Source organism: Psychrobacter sp. T6-1 (genome assembly GCF_052258445.1).
In genome coordinates, this window is the sequence record NZ_JBQQFC010000639.1 from 1 (window position 1) to 804 (window position 804).

Below are 804 nucleotides of genomic sequence, written 5' to 3' on the forward strand. Positions count from 1 at the left end.
GCTACACTTAGGTAGCACGCCTCACTAGTATCATATTTCAGACTTTCCTAGCAATTGCCCCATTTGTACGGTTGAGCCATGTTTCATGGTATTTTGCCAAGCCGTTTTTGCGCCTTTTGGTAGTACCACGATAGCGGTTGAGCCCAAATAAAAACGCCCAAGCTCCTCACCTTTTGCCAGATTAATATTATGCTGGGCTTCTTGAATGTTATCAGTGCGAGTGATTTTACCCGTGGCAACGGTTTCGATACCCGCGACGATCATTGCACCGACCATAACGACGGCAGCTTTGCCGTATTGGGTATCAAACAGACACACCAAACGCTCATTACGCGCAAATAGGTCAGGTACATTGGCGGCCGTGGTATTATTGACCGAAAATAATGTGCCCGGTACATAGCGGGTCGCTATCAGTTTGCCATCAAAAGGCATGTGCACACGATGATAGTTACTTGGCGCAAGATACACCGTCGCAAAGCTACCGTCCGCAAAATACTCGCCATCCGCGCTATTGGCGAGCAGTTGACCGATATCGTAGTCGCGACCTTTGGCTTGTAATAGTTTATGATCTCTGATTTGACCGAGCTGCGATATCACACCATCAGCAGGACTCACGATTCCGTTGTTAGTGGCATCAATGACACGCGCATCATCTTTGAGCTCACGGGTAAAAAAGTCATTAAAGCTCTCATAAGCATTGAAGTTATCACGCTCATACTCATCAAGTGTGACATGATAAGCTTTAGCGAAGCTGCGGATAAAAGCACGTTTGACCATAGGGTGACGGCTTGAGGCCAAGCGCCC

The 804-nt window shown here is 47.6% G+C and carries 1 protein-coding gene; it reads right to left on the reverse strand.

Features of this window, described 5'->3' with window-relative positions; all coding sequences use genetic code 11:
- Nucleotides 1-30 precede the first annotated feature (30 nt).
- Nucleotides 31-804, reverse strand: a 774-nt coding sequence (gene asd / locus ACTXGO_RS15095; RefSeq protein ID WP_443575095.1) for an archaetidylserine decarboxylase, incomplete at its 5' end; no start/stop codon positions are given.